15 protein-coding genes are annotated in these 26,170 nt (G+C 46.3%); 7 read left to right on the plus strand and 8 right to left on the minus strand.

The window, feature by feature from the left end:
* Window positions 1-1,045: 1,045 nt before the first annotated feature.
* Window positions 1,046-3,475 carry an enoyl-CoA hydratase-related protein gene (locus ACIDITHRIX25_RS86690; RefSeq protein WP_201732174.1) on the minus strand — a complete coding sequence of 810 codons (2,430 nt, stop codon included), beginning with the start codon at window positions 3,473-3,475 and terminating at the stop codon, window positions 1,046-1,048.
* 1,024 nt (window positions 3,476-4,499) lie between these two features.
* Between ACIDITHRIX25_RS86690 and ACIDITHRIX25_RS86695 the strand changes: the two genes are divergently transcribed.
* The 3 genes from ACIDITHRIX25_RS86695 to ACIDITHRIX25_RS86705 all read left to right on the plus strand — a co-directional run bounded on the left by ACIDITHRIX25_RS86695 (window position 4,500) and on the right by ACIDITHRIX25_RS86705 (window position 8,149).
* Window positions 4,500-4,772, plus strand: coding sequence for a metal-sensitive transcriptional regulator (locus ACIDITHRIX25_RS86695; RefSeq protein WP_235347605.1), 273 nt, complete (start codon window positions 4,500-4,502; stop codon window positions 4,770-4,772).
* Between the two features lie 661 nt (window positions 4,773-5,433).
* A complete protein-coding gene (locus tag ACIDITHRIX25_RS86700; RefSeq protein ID WP_200891187.1) occupies window positions 5,434-6,597 on the plus strand; it encodes a CaiB/BaiF CoA transferase family protein in 1,164 nt (387 codons plus the stop codon).
* A gap of 346 nt (window positions 6,598-6,943) precedes the next feature.
* Window positions 6,944-8,149: an FAD-dependent oxidoreductase gene (locus ACIDITHRIX25_RS86705; RefSeq protein ID WP_052604717.1), complete on the plus strand. Its 1,206-nt coding sequence runs from the start codon at window positions 6,944-6,946 to the stop codon at window positions 8,147-8,149.
* 1,627 nt (window positions 8,150-9,776) lie between these two features.
* On the opposite strand, the gene ACIDITHRIX25_RS86710 is transcribed toward ACIDITHRIX25_RS86705, so the two are convergent.
* Window positions 9,777-11,432, minus strand: coding sequence for an acyl-CoA dehydrogenase family protein (locus ACIDITHRIX25_RS86710; protein WP_201732175.1), 1,656 nt, complete (start codon window positions 11,430-11,432; stop codon window positions 9,777-9,779).
* Between the two features lie 112 nt (window positions 11,433-11,544).
* Window positions 11,545-12,708 carry an acyl-CoA dehydrogenase family protein gene (locus ACIDITHRIX25_RS86715; protein ID WP_052604715.1) on the minus strand — a complete coding sequence of 388 codons (1,164 nt, stop codon included), beginning with the start codon at window positions 12,706-12,708 and terminating at the stop codon, window positions 11,545-11,547.
* 141 nt (window positions 12,709-12,849) lie between these two features.
* Here ACIDITHRIX25_RS86715 and ACIDITHRIX25_RS86720 point away from each other — a divergent pair, with 141 nt between their 5' ends.
* From ACIDITHRIX25_RS86720 to ACIDITHRIX25_RS86730, 3 genes are all read left to right on the plus strand, one after another.
* Window positions 12,850-14,421 (plus strand): acyl-CoA synthetase, encoded by a 1,572-nt coding sequence (locus ACIDITHRIX25_RS86720; protein ID WP_200891186.1) that lies wholly within the window; start codon window positions 12,850-12,852, stop codon window positions 14,419-14,421.
* 263 nt (window positions 14,422-14,684) lie between these two features.
* Window positions 14,685-15,698: a transglycosylase family protein gene (locus ACIDITHRIX25_RS86725; RefSeq protein WP_052604713.1), complete on the plus strand. Its 1,014-nt coding sequence runs from the start codon at window positions 14,685-14,687 to the stop codon at window positions 15,696-15,698.
* 399 nt (window positions 15,699-16,097) lie between these two features.
* Window positions 16,098-16,970, plus strand: a complete 873-nt coding sequence (locus ACIDITHRIX25_RS86730) for an MIP/aquaporin family protein (RefSeq protein WP_082058478.1) — start codon at window positions 16,098-16,100, stop codon at window positions 16,968-16,970.
* Between the two features lie 98 nt (window positions 16,971-17,068).
* Here the strand turns inward: ACIDITHRIX25_RS86730 and ACIDITHRIX25_RS86735 are convergent, their stop codons facing one another.
* The 5 genes from ACIDITHRIX25_RS86735 to ACIDITHRIX25_RS86755 all read right to left on the minus strand — a co-directional run bounded on the left by ACIDITHRIX25_RS86735 (window position 17,069) and on the right by ACIDITHRIX25_RS86755 (window position 24,335).
* A complete protein-coding gene (locus tag ACIDITHRIX25_RS86735; RefSeq protein WP_052604712.1) occupies window positions 17,069-18,601 on the minus strand; it encodes an acyl-CoA carboxylase subunit beta in 1,533 nt (510 codons plus the stop codon).
* Between the two features lie 258 nt (window positions 18,602-18,859).
* Entirely contained in the window at window positions 18,860-20,074 is a 1,215-nt protein-coding gene (locus tag ACIDITHRIX25_RS86740) for an acyl-CoA dehydrogenase family protein (RefSeq protein ID WP_052604711.1), read from the minus strand.
* A 162-nt stretch (window positions 20,075-20,236) separates the two neighbouring features.
* The gene (locus tag ACIDITHRIX25_RS86745) at window positions 20,237-21,115 is read right to left on the minus strand and encodes an ArdC-like ssDNA-binding domain-containing protein (protein WP_052604710.1); all 879 of its coding nucleotides are present in this window, start codon (window positions 21,113-21,115) and stop codon (window positions 20,237-20,239) included.
* 973 nt (window positions 21,116-22,088) lie between these two features.
* A complete protein-coding gene (locus ACIDITHRIX25_RS86750) occupies window positions 22,089-22,472 on the minus strand; it encodes a PPOX class F420-dependent oxidoreductase (protein ID WP_052604709.1) in 384 nt (127 codons plus the stop codon).
* Between the two features lie 570 nt (window positions 22,473-23,042).
* Complete coding sequence (locus ACIDITHRIX25_RS86755; RefSeq protein WP_052604708.1) at window positions 23,043-24,335, minus strand: alkyl sulfatase dimerization domain-containing protein; 1,293 nt, start codon at window positions 24,333-24,335, stop codon at window positions 23,043-23,045.
* Window positions 24,336-25,408: 1,073 nt separating this feature from the next.
* On the opposite strand from ACIDITHRIX25_RS86755, the gene ACIDITHRIX25_RS86760 reads away from it, so the two are divergent.
* A complete protein-coding gene (locus ACIDITHRIX25_RS86760) occupies window positions 25,409-25,789 on the plus strand; it encodes a hypothetical protein (RefSeq protein WP_052604706.1) in 381 nt (126 codons plus the stop codon).
* Window positions 25,790-26,170: the final 381 nt, after the last annotated feature.

Genomic DNA, 26,170 nt, shown 5'->3' on the forward strand with positions numbered 1-26,170 from the left:
GCTTCTGCCAGGAATCTTATGGATTAATCAGTGGGGTGTTGCCATCAACTATTTTTGACCCACCCCACCTATTCATGGTAGTGCTTTTGAGTAGATTGAGGTATCGTTGATTGTAGATTCTTGACTTCTCTTGGGTCAAAGTCCACTGCGATAACTGACATTTGCCACTGGCGTAAAGCTTGAGTGATTGAATTGGATTGCTTGCAAAAGATAGGCATTAGGGGTTAGATGAGGCTTCGGCTAAAACTGAATAACAACCCTGATTTATCTTTTTATTCAGAAAGATAGTCGACCTTGGCCTTGTGTTATTTGATTGGTCGATGATAGTAGTATTTAAGCACTGGCCGCCATTTAACCTTAGCTGGATCGTTTGCGCAAATGCAAGGCAGGATATTTCCGTCTGGAATTTTGGCATGATCTCTGCGCGTGTGGTCAGCGGTGATTTTTGAGTTGTAAATATATAGCTTGATCCTCTGGTACTTCTTTTACGGGAAGGTCTCAGAGATCCTGTTTGCGCGTGGGCGTTATAGGGTATCTAGCACACTTCTTTGACGGAGTTTGCTTTCTTTGGACGGAGATGACCTTAGCTGAGCTTCGTCAATTTGATCCTTGATCTGTCGGCTTGGCTGTCGTCATTTAAAGTGTTGTCCTAAGCCGTTATGGCTTAGATGCTTTTGGGTCTTATTGGAAAACAGGGCCAATTGTCAAGTTGGCTTCGAAATCGGAAATCCCCTTAGGTCTTAGGGATCCTGGTGCACTTGTCTCTTGCCCGAAAGCATTGTCCCTAACTTTGATCGGTTTGAATCTCTGGTTGGTTGATGAAGTTTCCATCCGTTGTCATGGCAACGGTCAACATAGATGTGCGGCCAATAAGGTGTTCGAATCTGCAGCTGACTTGAGGATGGAGTGTATAGTTTCGCATTAATATCCTTTCAATAAGATTATGTCTTGCACCGCTGGGTTTAGGAATACTTGTCTTTTTATGATCATTTCGGCTGAGTTGATGTGATGATCTAGGAGGGCGATCAAGGGTCGCTTTGGCGAATTAGTGATTTTTCCACATGGGAGGCCGATTTTCCAATAATGAAGCCAATCCTTCTTGGAGGTCGTCGGAGGCGATGAGTTGATCCAATGCCTGAGCTTGATGTTTGACGAGGTCGAGGCGACTGCCATTTTCTCGAGATTTCTCAAGGATCTCAAGAGAGAGTCGAATTGATGTGGGCGAAGCTGCGATAACTTTTTTGGCTAACTCCCGCGCACCATCTAAAGCCTTCCCGCTTTCAGTGATCTGGTTGACAATACCCAAGTTGAAAGCTTCGCTAGCGCTCAGTCGCTTTGCTGTTAGGATCAATTCGTTAGCTAGCTGTGGTGAAATTGTCCTTTCGATTTTTGTCATCCCAAAAGCGCCTGGAACGAGCCCCGTTCTCGATTCGTTGAAGCCGAATTGCGCATTGTCGTCGGCAACGATCATGTGACAAGCTAGTGCTATCTCAAATCCTGCGCCCATCGCGAGTCTGTTTACTGCGGCTATGACCGGCTTGTTGATAACTTTTCTTTGACTCAAACCTGCTAGTCCGTTTTTTGGGATCCATACATCTCTTCCAAAGATCGTCATTCCAAAATCGTTTCCACTCGAGAAAGCCACATCCCCAGCGCCAGCAAGAATCGCAACCCATAATTGCGAATCATTGAAAAAGTTATCGAAGATTGAGTCCAGTTCGCAATGTGCCTTGGTGTTCAAGGCATTGTATTCGCTTTGGCGATCTATCGTGATCTCTAGGCTGTGGCCGTATCTTTGGACCTTGATAAACTCATAGGGCTCTTTTATTTCAAGGTAATCGGCTTCGTCCTTGATAGCCTGCGTGGCTTTGTCTAGGGAAAATCGGTTTCCAAAGCCATAGGATTTTACTTCGATTTGGAAGGTCGCAAGGTCATCTTTCTCCAACGCTTGGAGTGTCGCTTCGTCGCCATCTTGGGTTCTCGCAAAGAATCGCTTGTTGTTGGAGATTAATCTCCCCACAACTATTGCGAACTTGCCTGATTTGGAGTACTTGATTGTATAAGTCTCTATGGTGGCTTTGCCCTCTGGTGAAAATGTAAAACCGGGCGATGGCCATTGATTGACTTCTTGTTGGATCCGGCTGCTCATATTGTCAGCCCGCCACGGACACGGGGAGTTAGAGTAGATTCCAACTGAATATTTCGAGAGCATGCCTCCATTGGCTCCTATAAATGCATAACTGCCTGGATGTTGGCGGAGTCGCTCTGTCGCCTGGATGATTGCATGCATTGAGTAGTCGTTACCGGGTCCTCCAAAAAATGGGAGACCGCCGGAGATAGTCAGGTCGCGAGGGTCATCTCTCTGGATTCCGAGTCCGTCACATATATTAAAGACGGCAATCGGAAAGCAACTATAGAGGTCGAAAAAGTTGACTCGATCGACTCCTATGCCGGCCATTTCTAGCGCAGCTTTAGATGCCAACACCGCAGCTGGGCTCTTTGACAGGTCGTCTCGCTCAATTAGAGGTCGTTCCGCTACATCACAGCGGCCATGGAGAAAGACCATCTTATCGATTGGAACTCCTAGTTGTAGCGCGGTTTGGATCGACGTTATTACCAAAGCAGCTCCTTGGTTTACTTGGTCTCGAGCTATTAGATAGCGGGTATAGGGTTCGCATATCATGCGATTACTGTCAGAGGGCGTCGTAAGCTCGCGTGCGCTTCGAACCTTAGGCGCACTAGAGTGCGAGTTTTGTGCAGCGATTTTGGTAAAGGGTTCGAAGAGGGTTCCCATTTCAATGGCATAATCTGGCCTTGACTTATGCATGCGAATCCTTCTGGCATTTTCAAAGAGTGCATATTGACTAGGTGCATTTGTCAAGCCATGACTTGATTGATGCAAGGATACGATGCCATTTAGTCCATATCCTCGATCTTCAAGGTCGCAATCTGCGTGGTCAGAGAAGTCTGGTCTATCCGGTAGATCTTTGTAATGGCGTGTGGTCGATATTGCTTCGGAGCCGAATGCGAGAGCTATGTCGCTCGTACCATCATAGATTTTTTGACATAAGTCGCTTACTAGACTTTGGGGAGATTGTCCGCCAGTAACTTCCAAAATGGCTCGTTTGGGAGTTATCCCTAGACGTTTTGCTACCGATGCTACAAAGTTATTTGAGCGACCCAGAGGCGCAGACGCCCTTGGACTAGAGTTTTCAAATTGTCGGGTAGCTGCTACTGTGTCTATAGCTTTGAACAGTCGGTCGCTTTTTATGCCGCAATCTAAAATCGCCGCTTTTGCTGCTGTTTCTGCAAGATCAATCGGTGACATTGCCTTGTATTCGGAGGTAGAGATTCGCTCAGAGCTCTGTCCGGCTCCAATAATAACGGGCGTTCTTGGATCAAGTTGGTCATAGTTCACCGTCCCCTCAAAGGTTTGGGGATTGCCATCTTTGTAGAGAGGTGAATGATCTTTCATGGTTGTTGGTTGTCTCGTTCCTTAGGTATAGCTTCTAAAGTTAATTTTTAGGGCAATCGAATCTTTTCTCGTGCACCGTGCCAAGGCAGTTTGGCGCAAGATCATCTCAAGATCTCCCTATAGATATTTCTACTACCTTTAAGAGTGGGAAGTGAGCATATCGGAATTGGGCGAAAGTTCTTTGGCGAATTTCAATTGCTAGAAGCTTTTGGTTCAAAGAGCCCTTGGTTTGGATTATTCAAAATGTGGATGAATTTAACAATCCATATAATTTTTAATAATTGATTTTATGTTGAGATAGAAAATCCCCTTGTAGCTTGCAAGATGCGCATCCTTATTGGATGTCTAGATTTGAAATTATTTTTTAATTAAGTTGCTAATTATGGGATCTTTATTAAATATAATATCTCTCAAAATGTGCGAGTCTAGGTTGCAGAAGCAATGATTATGGCCAAAGCTCACCCTCATGGGCAGGGTGAGACGGACGTTTGATATTCATGTTAGCGAATTATATCTGTTATGGTGGCCACATCGAGGTTTGATTGGTGAAATGAAAGATTCTTTCAACTGTCGATTTGAAATAATTATTAGATTAGAGAGTGCACTAAGGTACTTTTGAGAAAATTTCGAGATGTGATTCCACTGTTGGGTTAATATATGTTTTTAATTGATAGTAGTTTTGAGATCATTGCTGGAAATTGAGACCATGATTTTTTGTAATACCTTAACGCGATAAGTCTTACCTTTTGTATAACATTTTTTTGTCTTAATTTTATTGGCTGGAGTAGCACATAATAATTTTTTGAATGATCGTGTCGGTTCGATGGCCTTTTGTCGCCGCAGTCTCTTATATGCGCTTTGGGACGATCTGATCAGTCCCGAAAATAAAGCATTTGTTAACTGGCGGGTGGCATGGTGGTTGCGAAGATTGCCATTTATCTCTTTGCTATCTTAATTTTTTGTGTGTTTGATACCTCTGGGGGTATATAATTTTGAATATAGAAATGTGATGGATGGGTCTAACGTGATTGAAATACCAGACGAAACTATAGAAAACCTCCAAGTACGCCTTCGCAGGATCTCTGGGCAAATTTTGGGAATTGAGAAGATGCTTAGCGACGGCAGAGACTGCAGCGATGTCGTGAATCAAATCGCGGCAGCTCGCAAGGCCCTAGACCAAGTGGGTTTCAAGCTCGTAGCTGCAGGATTGAGATCATGTCTTTCGGATCCCGTTAAAGCTCAAGAGAGCGGATACGATATCACTCAATTGGAAAAGATGTTTGGAAGGCTAGCCTAGCTGTTCGTGGGCGTTAACTATAGGTTTATATGTGCTCATTGGATCTCGTGAGTGACAGAGCGACTAGATGGCTTTGTGGATTGAGTTGCTACTTGTCAACCTTGGTCTAACGGTTTTAAGCTCGCCCCATCTCGATATCTGAGCTTTGGTATATTTCGAACAGCCACAAGGTCATAGGTCGAATATTGGTTCGAGATGGCGTGTTCTGTTTTGGCGTCGTCAAATAGATGTTGCGCAGCTGAGCTCCGCTTATGATTTGCAGATAGCTCGTGTTGGGACCAATTCCTTACAATGGCTTTGAGATGATGTTGGAGTTGGCTCATTTTTAGCTATAGCCATCTATTTAGATTTGATTTGCCGAAGGCTATGCCATGAAAGGTCCAGAAATTATCTTGAGGGATTCCGCTGTGATCGGTAGCAATATAAGCAATGTTAAGTTCCAGCTACCAGGCGCCGATTGGAATGACAACGCCCCCACTTTTTAGTCGCTCGTGCTTTTAACTTCTTGGATTAAACCCTTTTTATCAGGTCTCGTGGTCTTCTTTGAAGTAGATCGCCTCCATGGATTCGGATTTTCTTTGAGAATGGCTGGTCGATAGGTTAGATTTTCCCATAGGTTTTAGCTGGCTGGGCTGACCGTGATAACCAGGAGGAAGATTACGTGAATAAAGACCAGGTTGGAGCCATTAGTGATGGGCCGTTGTCGGGAATTGTCGTTGCAGATTTTTCTCGAGTTCTAGCGGGACCATATGCCACGATGTTATTGGGTGATATGGGCGCTGATGTAATAAAAGTTGAATCCAAGTTGGGCGATGAGACTCGCACGTGGAAACCTCCGAGTTTTGGAGAGGATTCCACTTATTATCTGGGGATAAATCGAAATAAGAGATCAATAGTGCTGGATCTATCGGATCCACAAGACGTTTCGGTCGCAAAGGAACTGATACGTCGGAGCGATGTGATGATTGAGAATTTTCGCTCCGGTGCAATGGCCAAGTTTGGACTCGATTATTTAGGGGCCAAGGAGATAAATCCCCAAATAATTTATGCATCGATTAGTGGTTTTGGAAGTGATTTGGGGGCCAGCATCCCAGGTTATGATCTTATGGTTCAAGCCATTTCGGGATTGATGAGCCTAACCGGCGATCCGGATTCTGATCCGATGCGGGCTGGATTTGCCGTTATTGATGTGATTACAGGCCTTCACTGCGCTTTGGGAATTGTCTCAGCGCTATTTGAGCGATCCAAGAGTTCTGAAGGTCAGAACCTCCAGGTAAGCCTTTTAGCCTCTGCTCTTTCGGGAATGGTGAATCAAACGAGCGCTTATACAGTTGGTCATGTGGTTCCGAACCGGATGGGCAATGCCCATCCAAGTCTCTATCCATATGAGCCATTTGACGCCAGTGACGGCAAGATCGTCGTCGCAATCGGAAATGATGGACAATTTCAAAGATTCGCGAACGCTATCGGCTTAGGTTTTCTAGCCGAAGATCCCAACTTTGCGACTAATGAGGAGAGAAATCGTAACCGGGGCGTGCTGCGAGAGAAGTTGAATCAGACCCTTTCGAGCAAGACCAAGAGTGAGTGGTTCGATATTTTTGTCGGCGTGGGTGTGCCAGCGGGTCCCATCAATACTGTAGACGATGGCATCGCCTTTGCTCGATCAGTAGGACTGAATCCAACGATTAACCAAGATTACAATGGTGGTGAGATTGCTACTGTTCGCAATCCGATCTCTTTTTCTAAGACTCCAAATAGCTATCGATATTCACCTCCTAAATTGGGCGAAGATTCTAAGGAGATTCGGCAGTGGCTCTCTAGCTAGTCTTTTGAAACTGAGCTTCGATCAATATCTGTTTTGGAGGATTAAAGATTGGATATGATGTGATTCCCATTTTGAGGAGGCTTTGTGTAATTTTCAAGCCGTAGTCGAGCTCTGTCTTATTCGTTGATCTCTGGGTCTAAATGTGCAATTGCCACCTCTCAAAAAGAGAGATCGTCTCTCGGATCAAAGTCCTCTCGATAGATCCATATTACGAATTTTTGCGATCTGTGTCGGAGATGTAAATGGCGTCTTGAGCTCTTTAAACATTTATATATGAAGTGGAATGAGAGGCTACCTTTGCGGGTTTGTGACTTTTGGTAATTTAGTTTTCTACCAGAGGAGCGTCATGGAGCGCGAAATTCAAATCTTAGGCGCCAATTGGTGCCCCGATTGCAAACGGGCCAAACAATTTCTAGCTGATCAACGTATTCCTTATAAATTTCTCGATGTGGAGGCCGACCTCGAGGCACGTGCCGAGGTTGAAGCTAGAAATGGTGGCAAATTTATTATTCCGGTTGTCATTTTCCCAGATGACACTTATCTGGTGGAGCCCGATAACGCTGAGTTGGCATCACGTCTTGGAATTGAGATTACCGCAACAAAGTCCGCATACGACTTGATTATTGTTGGAGCGGGTCCCGCTGGATTGTCCGCAGCTATCTATGGCGCTCGAGAGGGAATAGACACTCTCGTCTTGGACAAAGGCGCCTTCGGGGGACAGGCTGGTGTTACTGAGCGTATAGATAATTATCCTGGTTTTCCTCAAGGGGTAGGCGGTTCGGAATTGTCAGCTCTCTACGTCGAGCATGCTAAACGATATGGTGTCGAGATGCTCTCTGGCGTGGAGGTAAAGTCAGTTTTACCTGGCGAGGGTTTCTTGGAAGTGGTTACAGATCGAGACCTTACCTACCGCGCGAGTGCGGTGGTGGCGGCCACGGGATCCACTTATCGACGTCTTGATGTAAAAGGCGAAGAGGATTTAATTGGAGCGGGTGTTCACTTTTGTGCAACCTGTGATGGTCCCTTTTACGCCGGAGCGGCCAATATAATCGTTATAGGCGGAGGTAATTCTGCGATCGAGGAGGGGTTGCACCTCTTAAAATTTGTCGACCATGTCACTATTCTGCAGAATGGTCCAGAACTTACTGCGTCAAAGATATTACGTGAACGAATTAGCGAGGATCCGAGGTTCGAAGTCATCACGTCAGCAACGGTTAAGGAATTCGTGAAAGGTCCCAATGGTAAGCTCACTCAAGTGCGCTACGAACAAGAGAAAATCGAGCATGAGATCGAGGCTCCGGCCGCTTTTATCTTTATTGGTTTGACCCCCAATTCCAAGTTTATCTCTGACGTGGTCGATACCGATGGTGTCGGATATGTCGACAGTCACGGAACTATGGGCACCTCTCTGCCTGGCTTGTTTGTAGCTGGTGACTTGCGGAAGGGAAGCACCAAACAGATTGCATCGGCCGTTGGAGAAGGGGCCGCTGTTTTGCTGATGGTTCGTCAGTATCTGGAATCTGTGGATGCGATAGCACCTAACCCAATGTAGAACTCCTTTTAGGCTATATCTGAAGAGCGAGATCGTTAGGTTAGGGGAGTGGCCCAGACCTAACGAGAACTATTTCGATCTTTAGTTATTTCGGATGAAGATGATTCGCTTCGCAATTGATTCAGGTATATCCTTCAACTTCGTGTAATCAATCACTTCATATAAGGCGGAATTTTGCTTCCTGTGCTTGCCAATATTGCACTCTTTGTTCTCGGTGATCACCTTGAGAAAGTTTGGGAGCGTGATATGGGAACTCGTTCTAAACGAGCCGCACGCCGGAAAAACAAAGAACCCACATGCCGACTTATTCGGTACGCGGATTTCTGATACGCCCCGGGTTTAAAGGAGACTCCATTATCGCAGAACCAATCGGTTCTCCTGGGTACGCATTAGCGTAGCAGAGACGGATGTCAATACCCCTAAAAGCACGATATTTGATGGAATTTGAGCTGTCTGGCGAACTAGTTGTTTAGATTAAATCTTTAAAATATGGCTGGTTCATTACTATTTAGGACATCTCTCACTACCACCAACTTTGTAACAAACAAATCCACAATCACAACAGAAGCATTTGTGGTGATTGTCGACTTAAAATGCTGGGTACATCAAAATACCTACGGGAACTTTGATGGAGCTCTGGATTTAACTATGGAAGGTTAGTTATCGAGATCGACGTGGGCGACTGGTTCGTCACAATGAGGACAAAGACCACCCGTTCCAATACGGGTACGCAAAAGGTTGCATTCTGGGCATCTTTAAAATAACGATGTAGCGACTCTCGCAGCGGGGACACTCATAGACGACTTGAATCCGTAGGGCATCGTAGGCATCACATCCACCTCAGATGGCAAGGGCTACTGGCTAGTCGCAAGCGATGGAGGAGTCTTTAGCTTTGGCGATGGCGCCATCTATGGTTCGCTGCTAACTAAGAAGCTAAATGAACCAGTTGATGGAATTGCTATTGGCTAGGTAAGAAAGCTGATTTGGTTTATTGAATCTAGAGTGAACTTTCTTTATGAGGCATAATCCAAAGAGGTGGTAAATCTCCTACAATGCGATAACAATCACACTGCACTACTAAAGATAAACGATGGGCCCTAGCACTCCGATGGCTAGGGGAGGTCTACTCCAGAGAGGAGACCTCGGAGGGCTATGTCAATTGTGGAATGGTGAATTAGTTAAATTAGTCAAAGAGCCTTCTTCAAAGGGGTATTTAAAAAGCTCAAGTAAAGACTATTTCAAGTACGGGTTGGCTAGAAGAGTGAGAAGAAACCATCTGCATCAATCGCGACAACTATCTCGAAAGCGCATCGGATGAAATTGAGAGACTAAGAGGGCTATCTAGAAAAAGAGGATTTTGCGATCGGCAACGATGAAAACGAGGCTCTTTGGCCAATTAGTTAAAGTTGTACCTGGTCTTATGCTGGCCTGTGTAAATCCATTCATGTGCTTATTTGCGTCTGATGTGTCAATCGAATAGGTGATGCTTCGCTGGGTTCAGTCCCTGAAAATGCACATATGTGTTATTCCTATGCTTAATTAACATTATTTACTGTAGGATATGCAAATTTAGATCTAGGTCCATGACCACTATTAGAAACCGCCAAGACGGGAGCCGTAGTGTATTTCAATAGATTATATTGTCCTCGGGAAAGAATTCGTCGATGAACTTCTTTGGATTATCAAAGCGATCCAATGTTCCAAATATTGAGCCAGAGTAAGTCGGGGAAAGTCGGGAGTTACAGTAAAGCTCAGCGATTGCCGGCGGTGCGTACTCTAACATGACTGATCCTTGGAGCAATTTGGCCATGTATTCCACCATTGATCGAGCACGCCATTGGATGTCATCCCCATTTGTAAGCATCTTTAGCAGGTTGTTGAATGCGGCGTCGAATGTTTCTACATTTCCTAGTTGGGGTCTACATTCGTCGATTAGCGCATTGGTGGCGGCGTCATCTTTTTCCATTGCCCGTAAAGTGTCGAGTGCATTCACGTTCCCCGACCCTTCCCAGATGCCATTGAGCGGTGATTCGCGAAACATCCGAGCGATTGGTGCTTCTTCAACGTACCCACTTCCACCAATGCATTCGAGAGCTTCAGCAATCAAGGCTGGTTCTCGTTTGCAGACATAGAACTTTCCTAGCGCAACCCCGATCCTTCTAAGCGCTGCTTCCTCGGGATTATGCAAGGCTAGGTCGTCCGCGAGTGCAAGTCTCATCGAGAGGAGCGTTGCAGCGCTAGATTCCAGTGCCATGTCTGAGAGGACGTTTAGCATTAGATCTTTCTCGATTAATTGTGTTCCAAAGGCGGCTCGATGCCTTGTGTGATGAATGGCCTGCGCTACACCAAAGTGAATCTGACCAGCCGAACCAATCATCGAGTCCAATCGACAGTGGCCAACCATATCGATAATTGTCTTTACTCCTCGACCTTCTTCACCAACTAAGTATGCATGCGCGTTTAGGAACTCAATTTCACTGGACGCATTCGATCGATTGCCGATCTTGTCTTTTAGACGCTGAACCAAAAGTCGATTCAATGTTCCGTCGGGCAGAACTCTAGGGATCAAAAAGGCACTGAGCCCTTCGTCGGTTTGGGCTAAAGTTAGGAAGATATCGGACATGGGAGCAGATACAAACCATTTGTGACCTGTAACGTACCAGAATCCTCTCTTTGTATTTTCGGCGTGGGTCGTGTTGGCGCGTACATCGCTTCCACCTTGTTTTTCGGTCATTGCCATACCGCAGGTGAGCGAGGTTTTTGTCTGCCAAGAGCCCAAGTCTGGTTGATATGTGGGCTCTCGAAGCTTTTCGACAATATCTCTGAATTCGGAGCCACATTTATCTAGAACCGGAACACTTGCATAAGTCATTGATATTGGACAGCAATGGCCGGGCTCTACTTCAGAAGCGAGATACAAGAGAGCGCCACGGCGCAGATGACTATTTGAACCATTGGGAGTTGGATAGTTTGCCATACCCGCTCTGATGGATTGCTCCATGAACTGATGGTAAGCAGGATGGAAGTCGATTCTATCTATCCGATTTCCAATTCGATCGTAGCTCTTCAACACTGGCGAATAAGCGTTGGCCAGACGTGCAAGTTCAAACGTTTCTCCGCGACCGAGCCAGCTCGCGTAGTCAACAATTGAGTCATCTCTTGGAATATGGTTTCGAACAAAGTTGGCTAAGAGCGGATTCGTGAGGAAGACGTTGTAGTCCTCCATTGGCGGAACTTGGTTTGTAACAGTGTGAGTCGGGTAGTTGTGTTCTCTCGTGTTCATTATTCTTCCTTGCATCTGGTAGTGGGAGTGGATCGCGCGGTAGTTGTAAGAATTCCTGTTACTTGCTCCTTCGCGCGACTTGCTAACTCTTTAGTAGTGGGTTCGAGGGTCGTCAAATTTGAAGTTGCTTGGCGATGATCTCATTCATGATCTCATTTGTTCCTCCACCAATTCCCATTATTCGTCCATCTCGATAGTGTCGTTCGATCTCGTTTTCGCGCATGTAGCCCATTCCGCCATGGAGTTGAAGTGCCTGGTTTATTATCGCCTCCATGGCATATACCGCGGTATTTTTTGCCATAGCGACTTCCATTATGACCTTTTCTCCATTTACGTATCTGATAGCGGTGTCATAGAGAAACGTTCGGGCTACCGTGTACTGCCGTTGCATCTCGGCTAGTTTTTGTCGAGTTAACTGCATTTTTGAGAGTTCGGTTCCGAATACCTTTCGATTTTGAACCCAAGTCATGGTCAGGTCAATACATCGCTTTGCGCTGGCTAACGCTTGGCTAGCCATAGAGAGGCGTTCGGTGGCAAAGTTCGCCATGATAGCGCTAAATCCGCTACCTTCCTCGCCGATGAGGTTTTTGCTAGTTACAATCACGTTGGAAAATGAGAGTTCAGCGGTGTCGGAGCAGTGCCATCCTAATTTTTCTAGTTTTCTAGTTACAGTGAAACCCTCTGTACCTTTTTCGACCACGACTAAGGAGATCCCTTTGTGGCCGAGAGTAGGAGATGTCTTTAGGGCGACAACCACAAAGTCAGCTCGGTAGCCTGAAGTGATGTAGGTCTTGGCGCCATTGATCAAAAATCTGTCGCCATCTCTCGTCGCTGAAGTCGTTATTGCAGCTACATCTGATCCTGCATTGGGTTCGGTGATCGCTAAGGAGCCAATTAGATCGCCGCTCATCGTTGGCTTGGCATACTTTTCGATTAAATATTGATCATTCGAGGCAATGATATGTGGGATTGCTATTCCCAGGGTTAGAAGGGCAGCACAGATGCCACTCGATCCACCACTTTGGATGATAGCCTCTGAGACGATCATCGAGTCGATTATGTTGCCGATTCCCCCTACGTTTTGCGGAAACCCTACGCTGAGAATACCTAGTTCAGCTGCTTTTTTATGGAGCGATCGTGGAACCTCGCCTTGGTCTTCCCAACCCTCGATATTAGGTACAATGTATTCTTTCGTAAATCTAGCGACCATCTGATAGAGCATTTGACGCTCTTGCGATCGGATGGTCAGGAGGCTTTCTGGTATTTTTGTCTGCATCTCAAAGATCGCCTTTTAGGTTCGAATATTTCAGTCAATCGACAACTTGTGAACTGATTTTGCGTTGCATTCAAATTGACAAATCGTTTATTGATAAGCTCATGTTATCTCAGGTCGATGATGGAATGTGAAGGATAACAAATGAGTACATTCGTTATGGGTGAATGGATCAGCCGTCGAGCTCATATTGAGGGTGATCGCATTGCGTTGATGAGCAAGACCCGACGTCTTAGTTATAAGGACTTTGAAGCACGAACCAATCAGGTTGCAAATGCACTATACGCGGCTGGCGTTCGGCCATACGACAGGGTGGCACTTCTGAGTCTAAATAGTGTGGAGTTTCTAGAGATAGTCTTTGGGGTGGCGAAACTTGGTGCGATAGCGGTGCCTATTAATTTTCGATTGTCGTCCCAGGAGGTCGCCTACATCCTCTTTGACTCAGGTGCGACAACATTGTTCTATAGCTCTCAGCTTGAAGAGGTGGCAGTGACTGCATGTGAGGCCGAGGGCGTTCACGTACGACGAACTATTTCAATAGGGCAACCTTCATCAGGAGCGAGCGATCTAGTAGCCTCTGACGTAATGGCCTTTGAGGACTTTGTTTCAAAGGGCTCAGTCGATCCATATCCATCCCAAGTACTCATCGACGACGTGGCAATGATTATGTACACCTCGGGTACCACAGGTCGGCCTAAAGGAGCGATGCTTACTCACTCCAATATGACATGGAATGCGATCAACCTGCTAGGGGGCCTTGATGGAGTCTCTCATAATGATATAACTGTCACCTCAGCACCGCTCTTTCACATCGGAGGGCTTGGCGTCTTTTGCCTACCTTTGATCTACATTGGGGCTACCAACTACATCCAGGAGAGCTTCGATCCAAATGAAACACTTCGTCTTCTTGAAGAGTTTAAAGCTACCTGTCTTTTTATGGTGCCTGCGATGTGGGCGGCGCTATCTAGGGTCGCTGATTTTGATTCTTATGACTTGAGCTCTCTTCGCTTTGGAGTCTCCGGCGGTGCTCCTTGTCCATTACCAGTTATTGACTTCTTTATCGACCACAGCGTTTCGTTTTTAGAGGGGTTTGGGATGACCGAGACCTCTCCAATGGTCTCGGTGCTTTCGAGTGATCAAATTCGCCTTCGTGCGGGATCGATTGGACGAGTGGTCATGCACGTGGATGCCAAGATAGTGGGAGAGCAGGGAGAACTACTTTCGCCAGGAGTAGTTGGTGAACTTTGTGTGAGAGGCCCGAATATCTTTAAGGGATATTGGGGTTTGGGTTTAGCTACCAAAGAAGCAATTGTTGATGGGTGGTTTCATACCGGAGATCTTGGCAAGATGGACGAAGAGGGGTTCATCACCCTGGTCGATCGTAAAAAGGACATGATCATCTCCGGTGGCGAAAATGTCTATCCAATAGAAGTCGAACAAGTGCTATTTCGCCATGAGGCGATCATGGATGTGGCTGTAATTGGTGTGCCCGATGATAAGTGGGGCGAAACTGTCGCCGCGATTGTGGTTCTGGCTGACGGTTTTGAGTGCACTTCTTCGGAGATAATTGATTTTGCTAGGTCAAAGATGGCTCGATACAAAGCGCCAACGATAATTTATTTTGTGGATGCTTTGCCCCGAAATGCCACTGGTAAAGTGCTAAAGCGAACGCTAAGAGGCGACTTCACCGGAACTTCTTCTTCGGTATTAAGATAGATAGTTCAGGTCAGTGGAACTTATTTGTTTTAGCTAGAGCCTCCCTTATCTAAATCCAGGGGAGGTTTTAGCTGGTGAATTGTAACGATCCGCTATGGATACTTTTATTTCCTAAGGGCTGCATGGGTATTTTCTTATAGCATTATGATTTTGATTAGTTTATTGGTTTGGACAAGCCGGTGCGTTGGCACAATAGTGGCTGATGTGTTTGATGAGAGCATCACGGAGTATCTACGGTTCACAAGTGAATGATAAGTAGTCAAATGAAGCTTGCCGGACGCGTTACAGTCTCCGTAGTAGGTATTATTCTTTATGTAACGCCTTTTGTCTTTGTCGATTCGGCATATGGCATCTCCAAGTCGTCTCTACAAGCTGAGGCCTCGCAACTTGCTACTACTATTGCGGATCAAAGTAGCCAGATTCACACCCTTTCCATTGCGCATCTTCAAGCTGTAGCTGAGTTGTCCACTGTGAACGCTCAGCTCAAAGGTGACGAACGGCGGCTCGCAACGGCCCAAGCGAATGTGGAAAAGCACAAAGCCCTATTATCTAAGATTGCCATAAGCCAATATATGAACCTCTCGGGAATCACCGATATTTTTACAGAATTATCCATGTCGCAAAGTGAGTATGTCGCTCGTATTGAGTTTGAGCGTGTTATGGGACTTGACGTAAGTACCGCAATCTTCTCTTACAACTCCGCTCTTCGTACGCTGAGTGGCGACTTGGCTAGCGCGAAGGCTGCGCAGGATGCGGCCACAACTGCTAAGGCGAGGATCGATGCTTCAGAGAGTAGCCTCTTGGCTGCGGTTTCTAGTGAACAATCGACGTTGGCTTCAGTGAATTCACAAATTTCCAATCTCGTTCAACAACAGATCGCCCAGAGGCTAGCCCTAGAACTTCAAGCCAAAAGGGTAGTTTCGGCCCATAACGCCCAGAGCTCCCAGGGGGCGCCGACCTCTAGTGGCCTATCGAGTGTTTCGAGCGGTGCTGGAAGGGGTGCTGGCGTTTCAAATTGGGGAGGTCATCCAGCACCGATATCTGCTGCTTCGCTTGCCGCATTGCGACGGTGCGAATCTGGAGGAAACTATCAAGATAATACGGGTAATGGTTATTTTGGCGCCTATCAATTCTCTATTTCAACTTGGCATAGCCTTGGATTTCCGGGAATACCATCCGATGCATCTCCCGCTACACAGGACCAAGCGGCTTCAATCTTGGCTCGAAATGGCTGGTATTCATGGCCGGAATGTTCTTTGGTGTTAGGCTTGAACTAGAAGTAGATGGCCGCTTTAGCTTCGGGTGATTGATTTTGGCCATTGCCCAAGAGTAAGGTCTTCTTGGAAGTGCAAGTTTCAACGGATCTCTAATCTCAAAGGAATTGTCCAGTGTTAAGGGTTTGATCTGGATTTGCATTTTAGAGATCGTTTGTTTTTCGCATGAATTTTGTCGATCCTGTTAGTGCTTTAGAGACGGTGTAATTTTTGAAAGGTAGCCATTCCCGGCAGAGAAGTCTCCTCTAAGATGGTTTAGCTGATGCTATATCTTTCGATCATTTTGATTTTTGGGATCGAGTCGCTATCTTCTTGTTGTATCTCGCTCTCATTGGTGGTTTGGCTTGTGGCACTTTTTATTTGGTGGAATTCGAGCAACTCAGATTATGAAAGGTGTTTGATATGACGAAGAAAGTCCCCGAGATATCGTCTTCTCCTTCGGCAAATGCAATTGAAGGCCAGATGGTTTTTAACAAGCATCGCGCCATTTGGGAATTTGACTTCAATAACTTGGCCTTTGAGTGGCGCCGAATCGCGGCTGAATTGGTAGGCACCTTTCTTTTGGTCACCGTCGCTGCCGGCGGCAGTGTTGTGAGTGCTATATCGCATGGGGCCATTTCGAGAGGTGCGGACGTTATAGCTCCGGGTTTGATGGTGACGGCGATAATTCTTTTTATGGGAACGATCTCTGGGGCCCATCTGAATCCAATTGTCACAATTGCCTTTGCTCTGCGTCGGGAATTTCCTATCAAGAGGATTCCTGCTTATTTTGCCGCTCAGATTGCCGGGGCTCTCCTGGCGGGTTGGTTTTTAGATGCCACCTTGGGCAACCATGGGAATTTGGGCATGACGTTGCCTGGGCATAACATTACTGATTTTCAGGCTGGTTCGATGGAGGTGTTTCTTACCTTTGGATTGATCTCTACGATATTGGGAACGTCCTCAGGTGCTCAAAACGTCGGTGGACTTTCGGCTTTGGCGGTTGGTGGTTATATTGCTTTGGCTGGCCTGTGGGCCTCGCCAATCAGCGGTGCATCGATGAATCCCGTTCGAACATTGGGACCAGCGGTCTTTGAAGGAAACTACTCTCACATTTGGGTCTATATCGTTGGTCCGCTAGTTGGTAGTCTTCTTGGAGTTGTCTTTGCATTTATATTGAGAGGTCGCGGGGGTGACCTTAAAGCCTCAATGGCGGCTCAAGGAATCCTAGGTGAGCTTGTAACGGATGCAAAGGGTCACCACACCAGCGCCCCGTCATCAGATGAGGCGCAATAGGAATGTTTCTCTTCCGGGTTCGATGCGGTTGACTGCGATCAAAAAGGGGATCGGGCTAACGCTAATCATCAATTGATAATTTAATTACCTTTTATGGGCTAGATGATTGTGCCATGGCGACGAGTTGGCCGTAGCGTGACCTTATTCTGATAAAGGTCCAAATAGTGACAAAGTTGGCTTCGGAGCTCGCTTGGAATTATTAACTCATCTACAACCATTTCACCCGCCAACTGATAGATGTTGTAGCTCTCCTTGTACTCCTGACGCAGGCGTAGGGTCTCCGCCTTTCGTTCCTCTGGATCAGCAATCGCTGCTAGCTTGTTGAAATAGACGGCATTTACGGCTGCCTCTGGTCCCATTACTGCAATTTCTGCAGATGGAAGCGCTAAGGTAACATCGGGATCGTAAGCAGGACCAGACATAGCATAGATTCCTGCCCCATAGGATTTGCGAACGATTACACAGATTCGTGGCACTGTAGCGCTAGATGTGGCGAAGATAAACTTGCGTCCGCGCTTTAGGATTCCAGCCCTCTCAACTGCGCTTCCGACCATGAAGCCTGGTGTGTCAACCAGGTAGACCAGGGGAATTTGGTAGGCGTCACAGAGCCAAACGAACTCGGCTCCCTTGTCTGATGACTCGGGGAAGATGGTGCCACCTTTTACAGCGGGATTGTTCGCTACAATTCCGACAGCTCTTCCATCGATTCTGGCGAATCCAACGCAAAGCTCTTTCGCATAGTGCGCTTTGACCTCCAAGAAGCTATCTGCATCCACGAAGGCATCGATTAGATCTCTTATTTGATAGGGACGATTCGGATCGTCAGGAATTATGTCATCGATCTCATCTGGGCTTCGACTCGGGAGTTTGGCGGGGCGAAGCGGGGTCTTTTCTTCACATGAAGAGGGAAGGTACTCAAAGATCGCTCTTACGATATCAGCTGCTTCGACCTCGGTCTTGGCGATGAAATCTACTGAGCCAGATACCTCAGCGTGCATCTTGGCACCACCTAGTTCTTGAGGAGATAGCTTTTGTCCTATCGCCATTTCAACCATACGAGGTGATGCGATGGCCATAGCTGCATCTTCCATCATAACTAAGAGGTCGCAAAAGACAGGAGTGTAAGCGGTGCCAGCAAAGCAGGTGCCGTATAATACGCCGACCTGAGGTATGAAACCAGACATTATCGAATGGAGGTAAAAGAGCTGTCCTCCGCCTTTTTTATCCACGTGATGGCCAGCCGTCTCGTCAATTCGAGCGCCGGATGAGTCTACTAGATAGAGTATTGGACGTTTTGCTCTAATGGCGGACTCTTGTGCGCGAATTAACTTTTCACCGTGGTATTTGCCAATCGAACCTGCCTTTACGCTGTAGTCGCTAGCAGTAAATATGATCTTGGTCCCCGAGACTGTCGCGCTTCCGGTCACAACTCCATCACAGGCAAGCTCTTCTTCGAAGTTGCGCGCCATCGTTCCAACTTCGGCTTCAACATTTTGATTATCGAAGAAAAGTTTGAGCCTATCTCTTACAAATAGTCGATTTGATTCGACCAGCTTTGCGTGACCTCGCGGTGGTCCACCAGCTTTTACTCGTTCGATAGCGCGCAATAGACGCTCTTGCCGGTTGCCCATATCGGTAACCCCTTTTATCTATTTTGATCAATTGATCGGATGATTGGTCCTGAAAGTTGTTTGAGTTATTTAGGTCTAAACCTCGAGCGCCGTAGCTCCTTAGGACTTTCAAAACCACCAATACCTTATTTACTAATAAATCATATTTCACCGAACAAGCAAATCCCAGACTTGAAAGTCCGTGGTTGCCTGTTGGATATCGCGAGCGCACTTTTACTGACTTTTTTGGAGGTCTTTGGCTCTAGGTTTTAAATCTTTCTAATATGAGCGAGGTAGGCCAAGGTCGTGTTCGGCTATAAAGTTGAGAACCATCTCATTATTTATCGGTGCGGTCTTGGATAGACGTGCTCCGGCTAACATCTGAATTATCATGTTGTCTTCCACGAAACCTCCTCCTCCAAAGGTCTGAATGGCCCGGTCAGCTGCTTCGAAGCAGGTCTCGGATGCAAGATATTTGGCCATATTTGCATAAGTTCCAACGACCGAAGAGGGAGCTTTTTTATCGTAAAGGCTTGCAGCCTGGTAGGTCAGTAGTCGGGCAGCCTCTTGGTTCGTGCGGATTCGCGCTAATGGATGAGCAACCCCTTGGTAGGATCCAATGGGTTGATCCCCAAATACCTTTCGTTCTTTTGCGTATTCGACTGCTTTGGTGACGAAGTAGTCAGTCATCCCCACCGCGAAGGATGCCCCCACTATGCGCTCTGGGTTGAGTGCGTGAAACAAAACTTTTGCTCCGAGATTTTCTTCTCCGATCAACGAATCGGTCGGTATTACACAGTCGTCGAAATGAAGGTGGAATTGCGAGAATCCTTCTATTCCGTATGTGCGCATCTTGTCGAGCTTTAGATTATCTAGATCTGTGGGTATTAGAAATAGCGACAGTCCATATGCCTTTGGCAGGTTGGCGGCCTTGAGATCCGCGATGGAGGTTGTCCGCGCGACAACGAGAAGCTTTTCGGCACGATCAACTCCGGTTATCCAGGCCTTCTCGCCATTTAGGTGGTATCCGTCATCTTCCTTGGTCGCCCTAAGTCTCATATTGAATGAATTCGTTCCAGCGTCAGGCTCGGTTATAGCAAATGCTAGCTTGAGTTCGCCCTGGGCTATTCGCGGAAGCAAGTCGGCTTTTTGGGGCTCCGTGCCACCCTCCATTATTGCTAAGGTATCCATTGTGGTGAGTAAAGCTAGGGTGTTCTCAAGTCCATAGGCGGAAAACCTCTCCATTGCTACGACCATAGCCAGAAGTCCGACCTCTGATCCACCATAATCCTTGGGAATTAAAGTTCCAAAAAGTCCAAGTTTTGCCATCGCTACCATGAGTTCCTCGGGATAGCGTTTCTCTTGGAAGATCTTGCTTAAAAGTTCGTTTTTGCGATCTCCTAAGGAGTCAAGGTAGATGTCGACCGCTTCCGCAACGGCGATGTGCTCGTCATTGAAGAAGGTCGAAGCTAAGCTCGCAGATGATCTGGTCATGTTCCGCCTCGAATATTGTTCTTAAATGTCATGTGAAATCAAGCAAATCATTAGGCAATCAAAGCATTGGTTGTTTTTTCGTTTGGTATCTAACAAAAGATACACTGGCGAATTTGAATGGGTGAGCTAAAAACAAATATCCGGTGTTTTATTGCAAGTGTGTTAGTAGTCTTGGTGTGGATATTCATTTGACCCCACTAACTCTGCAGTGATCTCTCGGGCTGCAGATTGAGATCTTTCCGCGACGCTTATTACGGAATAGAGATCCCCGTTCGACCAGCTAGCTATATATGCAAAACTGTAGTCGTCTGAATCGATTCCAAAGTTAGACATCACAATAAAGGCAGTTGTTTCGGCCTCAATCTCAGCAATAGCCCTAGAGCGAACTCCCTTTTGGTGCAGGATTATGTGGCTGAGTTCATGGGCTAACGTCTTTGCTCGTTGTGTTGGCGGTAGTTCATGGTGGATTACGACTTGACGCAATTTGAAGTCGCTGAGGCCATTTGCGCCCTCTAGATGGCTGTAGATCACCTCAAATCCCCGATTGGCGATGGCTCGCGAGAGCAAGATCACCAATTCAGGCGCTTGTTTGGCAACCATAGTCAACAGCTGAGGAGCTGGCGGTGTTATCTCTGCGCCTACGGTCTGGCTTACGTCGAAGATGGTTACCCATCTAAATCGCGTCACCTTTTTTGGCTCGTCCTCTGCTTGTTCTTCGTAGCGCTCAGCCATTGAAGTTGGATTCTGAGGCTTTGATTTGGCTTCAAAGATCGGTGCCAAAATGGAATAGCCCTTTTCTCCAACCTTGATAGATCTGCCAAGCTTTTGCCAGTTCTTGTAGCCACAGAGATGACTCACTGGCGTGCCTCTGTCCTTGGATTGAATCGATATCAGGACTGCATTTCTAGGGGAGAAATTATTTAAAAGCGCGCTCGCTTTTGCGATATTAGCCCAGTCAGTTTGAGAAATTATCCCGGATACTTCTCGATGAAGCCGCTCTAGGACCGCATTATTTAGATTTGGAGTAGTGGTTATCGTCATCCTTGTTACACCTTGCTATTTGGCATTTGGATTGGCGATGGTTCGCGAGAAGAAGTTGATATGTACGCTGCGCTATTATCTTTGCAAAGTCGTTGATAGACCAGAAGAATTTCTCAACAAACAACGACTATTTCTCGAGATTGTGAAAGTGGTTTTCGCTTTACAGTTGAGGCTATCTGACTCCTGTGACAGCATCGAATGACACGAGCTGAAAGTTTTAAGTTGTAGCGATTTGTAAGAATTGAAAGGTTGAAAAAGATCAGAGCTGTTTTTGATTGGTCAAGTTTGAGAGATATGCCCGAGAGGATCGACGGCTTGATTAACGATTGTACCACATTGGCCGTCGCATTCCGTCACTACGCGAGAGTGGCTTTACGTGCGCGTGTGAGGTCGACGGTGTTTTCTCAAGATGCGAAGATCGATGTGCGGGGCGTTTGGGTTCCATTATCAACATGAGCTATTTGGAATGTAGGATGTAACTGTTTTAGGAAACGAGTTGGATAATGCTGTCAGTTTGGCAAATCTGTGGAACTAACTACCTCTATCGACATGGTATACTCGGTCGATAGAGGTGAACTAACTGAGAATTGCGTCCTTAGCATACACTCAAGCCTTGCGATATATTTATAGAATTACTGTCAAAATATTCCAAAATAGCACTAGATAATTCATAAATAATTATCGATAAATTATGAAACATGGTAATCATTGTTTAGTGGAGCCTTAAGAAATAACTGCTTGTCTCGTAGCTCGTATCAATATTGACTTTAATCATTGAATTTCACAATAATGCTACTTTATAAAGATTACTATACGTTAATATGTTTGTTGTAAAATCGAGGCTGTGAAAGCCAATTTGATGATTTAAATAGCTAGATGAAAGAGTCTAGGTTTGCTCGTGAATTGAACGGACATAGCAATTCGAGGGATTTCACAAAGACTCTTCATCTCACTAAAGCTAAAGGAAAACGCCCTATGAACTGGCGCGCGATGTTGGTCTTACCTTGACGATGACCCGAACTTCCCCAGGGCCTCGGTAAGGGTAGGACTCTTGGTCTAGGTATTTTTTTGCCAGAAAGTCGATGTGCGCGTCGGCGCCTTCCTCGGTCATCTCTGCAACGCCACTTATGCTGATCCAATGGTATGGGTTAGCTGAGTCGACGATACATATGGTGATATTCGGGTCGGCTAAGATATTTCTGTGTTTTACTCGGCCCTTTGACGTATTGAATATCACGTTAGTACCGTCGGTGTCGATCCACACTGGTGTTAACTGCGGCCCCTTTTCTTGGGAATTGGTGCCGATTATGGCGAATTCTTTTCCCTTCAAGAGTGCTATGTCGGATTCGGTAAGCATCGGTTCTCCTTTGAGCAGATTTGCGCACTGTATCTAATAGTGATAAATATACTCCGTAGCTGATGGGTTGAGTGGATTTTTGTGCATTCGGACTGTAGATTTTGACAATATTTGTAATACCGTGTGCTCTGAGTGATCTATCTATGTTTCAGTCTGGAAGTTCCTTTCAATGGAGTTAGATTTTTAATTACTGGTTCTTCTAGACTCCCCGTCGTGACGTCTAATTGCTAAGACTTTGTCTCAGGGACGGAGTGATCAATTGAGGCGATTTTACCTTGTGGATTCCATGCTTTTAAAGACGGTAGCACTACCTGGAGAGAGTAGGTTTTGTTGTGCTATTTGACAGTACGCTTTTTGGGTAGCAATATTGTAAGCTTTTTGTGACTAACAAGAGTACTGCTTGACTTATTCGTTGCGGTGAGAGACCCTGTGAGGATGTGGATTCCAGTAACGGTGGATAGTTCCAATCTTTGATACTGACTTCTATTGCTTGATTTCACATGGTCTCCCTATGGTTTTTGACTTTTGTGTTTGTACCTTCTAAGCAGGTATTTGGGCGTTGACTATTGACTAGAGATGGTCTAGTTGAGTGGAGCTTTTATTTTGAAGTGTTTGCGACCGGTCGGTCGCTTCACGGACAGCCCAGGTATAGATGCCCTTTGCCATCAAGGATAGTTCTCTCTCTGATCGACGAAGGTATATAGAAGCGCGTAGGTCTGCGACCTTTTGACTCTCTTTAAGTGAGTTGAATGCTATGTCAATCATCTGGCAGGCGATCCTCATTGATTGATCGTCGGCTTTATAGGAAAGTTCTTCTGCTCTGTCTAGAAATGCGTCAATACTCTGGATTTGAGAGAGAAGTTCAAAGGATAGGGCATCAAGGGATGGCGGTTTTAAATCGCCTGGCTCGCCTTCGTACCACCCACCATACTTGCGCCAAACCGCTCTAATTATGAATTCGGGTTCATCGTATATTGGCTTAAGGTAGGGCAGTTCGAGAAGGTGTGAGGGTGGTCTTAGCGTCTTTATTATCTCCGATAGAATGAGGCCTTCATTCATCATTGCAAGGGTTTGAGATACTATCGACCCAAGCAGTTCGGCTGAATTCAAAAGTGTGGTCTTGATCCTTTCGGCCCCAAAAAGAGGTAGTCCATGACCAGGTATGAGGAGTTCCGCCCCGATCTGGGCCATTTCGATTAGTGACTCTGCCCATTCCTTTGGGTACCGCTGAACCTTTTGAGGATTACCCGCATTTGGCGATACCCAGGTAAAGAGGTCGCCGCATGCAAGCATTTTGGATTCGGGAAACCAACTCATGGTATGGTCGTCAGTCTCTCCCTTGGAATGACTCAGAGCTATGTCGGTATCGCCGACCTTCAACTCCAATGTTTGACGATACTCGCGGTCGGGATAGCGGAAGTCTTTCGGCCACACGAATTTATGATTTTGGAATTGTCGCTTGTTTATTATCTCGTTGAAGCCAGCGCTTTCAATATATCTGTCGAATCGATGCTTGAGGTTCTCATGGGCGATAACCGTGATAGGCCGGCTCTGGTTCGCCTGAAAGACCGGGACTCCAAAGACATGGTCTATATGGCCATGAGAGTAGATTGCGACTTCGAGATCCTTTTTTGACCAGGATCTAACGGCCGCATGGACTTTTTTGGCCAGCCCATACCCTCCTGTGTCGACCATTGTGATTGTCTCTCCGACATCAACAACAGCCACGTTAGCAAAGGAGTGCACGAAGGCAATTCGATCAGTTATTTCATAGATCTGATTATCTGCGGTATTCAAATTTTCAGTTTTGGTATCGTCTATATTTCCTTGCCAAGCGCGCGTCGAGCGTTCCTTGATATCCATTTAACGTCCTTGGGATAGCTGTCTGAGCGATCAGTTTTTCAACGTATTTTTCTTTAATCTTCTCACACTGAATCTTGGCTGATGCATCTAAAGCTAATTTGAACTTCTAACGAGTTGGGGTGGTTAGATACAGTTGATATCGAGCTTTTTAATGACCAAGTCGATCTCTGTCGGTCTACCTTTGCTAATGGGGCTGACTATGAGAAAGTCACTGCTTTTTGGTCCTGCCTAATCTATCTTTTTTTGGCTCGTAGATTCTAGGCCTGCTGCCAAAAACCTTAGCATAACTGCTCAGAGCCTTTAGGCTTATCCGCACGCGTTTGATAGGAGATTTTGGTCTCCTTCAACTCGTGCCCCTTGACGCATCGTTGCGCTGGAGAACGAGCTATTGAGATACCTCGGACTTCCCTATACGGGCTGTAGAGAGTTATCTCTTGATCCGAGCATCTATGTAGCAAGTTCAAAGCAGCGTTGAGGTCGACTTGGAGAACATCCCCGTTTGCACAGTAAAACTTATCTCCCTCACGACTACCTTCCCTTCCCTAGATGTGAGTTCGAGTCCATTTGCGACCTATAGGCTGCATTCACAAGGTCATGCCTTGCTTTGGCCTGTTGTGTTGTGGATTCAAGGGCTTCGACAAGTGTGCCTTTTACCCATGACGACATTCTTCTGGTGTACTTCTTCCAAGACTGTTTCTTGGTGATAGGACAGCTTAGGTCTTTAGAGATCACGACACTAGCTTTGTCTACAACTGAGTGAGCGACCTCCTAGGAAGGAGTTTTCATCGGGAAAGATTGGCGGAATCGACTTTGTGTAATGATCGATGTCGCTCTAGGAGCCAATTGTGCAATTCATAGATCAACTCTTTCGGGTAATATTTTCTGACTCAGAATGCAGTTGCTATGCCTTATCTAGCATTAAGTGTGGAGCTGTCGGAAAAGTACCCGCGGGGAATCTCGTAGGCCAAATCCGTGAGGTGAAGCCGACACTGCCAGCGACAAGGCCCTAAGGGGCCAGACAATAAGGAACCAGGCAGCATGGAGGTAGGCCTAGCTGGGTATGAGCAACATATATGAACTGCTGGTTAAAGATCGTTATTGCAAACAAGCCAAAGTTGCTTATGGGCTTAGACCAAAAGCTATCTGGAACGGTCGAATCATTGTCTTATAGATGCGCGCTGACAATAATTCCGTCCGGTGAAAAGGCAGGCCCTAACCCCAGCGTATGTTATTTCGGTGGAACATTTCTAAGCCGCTATCTCCGCCCAAGCAATTGGGCAAGCCAACTACAAGGAAGGTCGATGGGGATGCGAGCATACGGATTGGTGAAATATTCAATTGGAGGCAAAGCGAAACGCGCGCTTGCAATGAGACGGATACACCTTGAGACATTACCTGGTGAGACGTTACCTGGTGCGGAGCCAAGCAGACTTCTCTGTGGTGCCAAGGTGTGAAATGGTCTTAGTTACGAGACGGTCTTAGTTACGTGATTCATAGAACCTCATAGGCTAGGAAGGCAAATTAACATGGCTAACGCCACAGTGTGGTCCTACTGACGAAACACATTGGGATAAGATCGATCGGTCGGAACTTTAGTAGTAACTTCAGAAGGTCACAAGCCTACGTCGTAAAGGCTATACCTCCATGGCAAATTGGTAACTGTATGACCGGGTCCCGAAAGGGGCCTTCATAAGGCTTGAGCCTAGTGCGATGAAAGTTGCCCGCCAGGATCTTAAGGGGGCACGGCTCGGCAATGAGTCGTGCCTATCCGACTAGGGTCCGGGTTTTGGTGAGATATTAAAAGGTGCGAGCTTCCCAAGGTATCTTTAGTATCG

It is taken from the genome of Acidithrix sp. C25 (genome assembly GCF_904848545.2).